Source organism: Collimonas fungivorans (assembly GCF_028292705.1).
Lineage (GTDB): Bacteria > Pseudomonadota > Gammaproteobacteria > Burkholderiales > Burkholderiaceae_D > Collimonas > Collimonas fungivorans_B.
Map to the genome: position 1 here is coordinate 1 of NZ_JAQGLV010000322.1, position 3556 is coordinate 3556.

At 62.3% G+C, this 3556-nt stretch carries 5 protein-coding genes and 1 pseudogene; all 6 read right to left on the reverse strand.

Features of this window, described 5'->3' with window-relative positions; genetic code table 11:
• Window positions 1-395, reverse strand: a pseudogene (locus JWQ61_RS18300) (hypothetical protein); the annotation flags it as partial.
• A gap of 15 nt (window positions 396-410) precedes the next feature.
• Window positions 411-737: a flagellar protein FliT gene (locus JWQ61_RS18305; protein ID WP_183081810.1), complete on the reverse strand. Its 327-nt coding sequence runs from the start codon at window positions 735-737 to the stop codon at window positions 411-413.
• 1 nt (window position 738) lies between these two features.
• Window positions 739-1200: a flagellar export chaperone FliS gene (gene fliS / locus JWQ61_RS18310; protein ID WP_304361763.1), complete on the reverse strand. Its 462-nt coding sequence runs from the start codon at window positions 1198-1200 to the stop codon at window positions 739-741.
• A gap of 11 nt (window positions 1201-1211) precedes the next feature.
• Window positions 1212-2669, reverse strand: coding sequence for a flagellar filament capping protein FliD (gene fliD, locus JWQ61_RS18315; RefSeq protein ID WP_304361764.1), 1458 nt, complete (start codon window positions 2667-2669; stop codon window positions 1212-1214).
• Between the two features lie 50 nt (window positions 2670-2719).
• A complete protein-coding gene (locus JWQ61_RS18320; protein WP_304361765.1) occupies window positions 2720-3100 on the reverse strand; it encodes a flagellar protein FlaG in 381 nt (126 codons plus the stop codon).
• Between the two features lie 169 nt (window positions 3101-3269).
• The coding region (locus JWQ61_RS18325) for a flagellin (RefSeq protein WP_304361766.1) at window positions 3270-3556 on the reverse strand (287 nt) is incomplete at its 5' end.

Below are 3556 nucleotides of genomic sequence, written 5' to 3' on the forward strand. Positions count from 1 at the left end.
TGCTGCAGCTCGGCCAGCGAGCGCTCACCGGTGAAAAATTGCAATAGATGGGATTCGTAAAACAGGCCGCTGCCGGCAACGCTGCGCGCCAGGGCAGCCGCCAGTTGCTGTGGTTCCGGTCCCGATATCGGTGCGGCGGTAGCCGGCCACAGCGGCGCACTGCCATTTACTGCCTCGCCCTTGGCCGGCGTCGCCCCCAGCAGTTCGCTGATGACGCGCGCCGCCGCGCTCAGGCTGGCGCCGTCAGCAGCGCCCGGCGCCAGCCTGGAACTGCCCGCCTGCGCCGGCTGGCCGGGATCGATCCCGAGCTGGCGGTCGACTGCTGCGCGCGACGGCAGCCGGGTATCGTTCGCAATCGCTTCGATGTCGGTGATCAGGGGCGTGCCGCCGTTCATGGTGCATGGCCAGGGCTACTGGCCGTAAGCATGGTTGAGATGCTGCTGTCGATGCATGTTGCCGAGCAGGCTGCTCAACTGCGCCAGCTCCGGCGTCAGGATATCGCGGATTTTTGCATCGTCGGCCAGGATCCGGCTCAGCAGGCTGTGCTTGCGCACCAGCTGCAGCGGCTCCAGCGGCTCCGCCAGCTCGATGCCCTTCAGGCGCTCGACCCAGGATCGGAACTGCTGCCCCAGCTGCACCAGGCCATCCCAATCGCCGGCGCGCGCCGATTCCAGCATGCGGCCGGTCAGCGGCGCGATCTTTTCGTAGCATTCCATCACTTCATGTTGGGGCGTCATCTCATCCCCTTGCCGAAAGATCGTTGATAAGCGCGCCAGTTTGGCCGCCGCTGATCTCGCGCCAGGCCGAAGCGATGTTTTCCAGCAGCCGGTCGGCCTCCTCCAGCAAGGCAGGATCGTTATGCAGGTTGGCGTACAGCAGGCGTTGATTGATGTAGTCGTACAGCGCCGACAGGTTGGCCGCCAGCTCGGCGCCGGCGTTGCCGCCAGCCTCGGCATCCAGGCTGGCCTTGAGGCCGCTGTCGATGATGCTGACCGCTTTTGAAATGGCGTTGCCTTTGGCGACAATGTCGCCGCTCGCCATATGGTGGCGCGCCATGCTGATGGCAGCCTTGGCGCCGTCGAACAACATGGTCAGCAGCTGCTGCGGCGAGGCGCTCATGACCGCGCTTTCGATGCCGACCCGAGCGTAGGCGCGAGCGCCAGGATTGAGCATGGGCGCGGCGGCAGAAGATGTATACATGAAACCTCGTCTTATTTGGAACTGGTGTCGTTGAGAGCAGCAAATTGCTGGGTCAGATAGCTGCTGGTCTGGTTCATGCCGGCGATCAGCGTATCGAGATCGGTAAATTGCTTGGTATAGCGCGCAATCGTCGTGCTGATGAGCGACTGCGTGCTGGTCATCTGCGTCGCCAGCGTTTTCAAGGAGCTGTTCAGGCCGTCGGTCGCCGACTTCAACGGCCCGTTGCTGGCCGTGAAGCCGGTCAGCAAGGTCGACATCGTGGAGCCGAAGCCGGTGGCGCCGGAAGTGCTGGAAAACAGGTTCTGCACGCCGCTCAGGTTGGTGGTGAGCGCGCTGGTCAGCTTGGTCGAATCGATCGCCATGGTGCCGTCGGCCTGGAACGTCACGCCGATCTGCGCCAGCATGGTCAAGGGTGCGCCGCTGCCGCTGGGGGGTTGCGGCGTGTTCATGGTGTCGCGGATGCGGGTCTGGATATTGCGCAAGGTTGCGTCGCCGGTCAGCGGCGCCTGCGTCTGCGCCGCCGTATTGAAAGCCGTGTATTGCTTGGTGAGGGTCTGCAGGCTGTTATAGGTAGTGACAAAATTCGAAATCGCGGCTTGCACGGTCGCCGTATTGCTTTGCAACGACAAGCTGCTGGCGCCGGTGCCGGTCAGTGTCATGGTCACGCCCTGCACTGCTTCCTTGACGGTATTGCTGGCGCTGGTGACAGCGATGCCGTTGACCGTCATCTGCGCATTCTTGCCTTCCACCGTCTGCTGCAGGTTTTGCGTGCCGGCAGGATCGTTGGACAGCAGGTTGGACAATGCCGCATCGCCGCTGACGCTGATCTTCATGGTGGAAGTCGCGCCAGTCTGGGTGGAAGTCAGGACCAGGCGGTTCGGCGTGTTGCTGCCGTCGTTGACAATAGATGCAGTAACGCCAAGGGCCGTGTTTTTATTGATAGCGTCACGGATGCCCACCAGCGTGTTGTTGCTCGAATCGATAGTGATCGAAGCCGCGGCGCGTGTGCTGTCCGCGGTAAACGTTGCGCCGCTGTATTTGCCGGAAGCCGGGTCCAGCGTGCCGCCCGAAATGCTGCCGAACTGCAGCGTCACGGTACCGCTGCCGACAGCCGCGGTGGTGCTGGCGACGCCGGCAGTCGCCAGCGAGTGCGCCTGCGCCAGCTGGCTGACGTTGATCGCGTAGTTTCCTATGCCGGCAGTGGTGGTCGCCGTCGCGCTCAGCACCGAGGTGGTGCCGGCAGTCGCCGTAACATTCTGGAACAGCGCCGGATTGCCCAGCTGCGCGGCCGCCACCTGCAATGTGCTCAAGGCATTCTGTATGATGCCGTAAGCCGACAGCTTGGCGTTATACGCGCTCTGCTGGTTGCTCATGGCGGTGAGCGGCTGGTTTTCAGAGACGGTAATGCTGCTTAGCAGGGTAGCCAGCGGCAATCCTGACGCCGCTCCCAGGTTGGTAACTAAAGTCATGTCACTTCCTTTGCATTGAATATCGTTTTCGAGTGCGCTGCCCGCGGCTGCTATGCCGTTTTTTCCAGCAGCACACCCTTCATCTGGTCCATGACCTTGGCGATCCGCACCACTTCTTCGCTGGGAATCTGCAAGACCACCTTGCCGTCCTGCTGGTCCACCACCTTCAGGATCACATCCTTGTAGCCAGGATCAATCTGGAACTGCACGCTCACGGCCCTCAGCTGCAACTGGCGATTGATCTCGTCGATCTTGCTTTGGATCTGCGACCGCTCGGGCACGCTTGCCAACTTGCCGCCGCCGGTTTCCGGCGCTTTAATCATCACCACGCCGCTGTCCCTGGCGGCTTTCTCGTTCGTTGCGGCCGCGGCACCTGCGCCCTCGGCCGGCGCGACCCTGCTTGCAGCATCCATGTTGATTGCATTCGGCATCACATCCTCTTCCGGCTGTACCTGTCCGCTCGGGTCTATCAGGCCGAAACCGCCCAAACCCGACTGGACAAAACATCATGGAACCGGAAGGAGCCGCATAAGCGGCCACCCCCGGGTAGGCAAACTCCGCAATCGCCTTGGACCGGCGTCTGCGGAATCGGCTCATTGCTTATTGCAGCAATGTCAAAACGCTTTGTGTCGACTGGTTCGCCTTCGCCAGCACCGAAGTGCCTGCCTGCTGCAGAATCTGCGCGCGTGTCATGTTCGACACTTCGGTCGCGTAGTCTGCGTCCTGGATGCCGGAACGCGAAGAAGACAGGTTAGTCACCGTGGTGCCCAGGTTAGCGATGGTCGAAGCAAAACGGTTCTGCACCGCGCCCAGCGAGCTGCGCAGGCTGTCGACTTGCGACAGGGCGCTGTCGATTGCTGTCAGCGGGCTGCCGCTGGCTGCCGTCA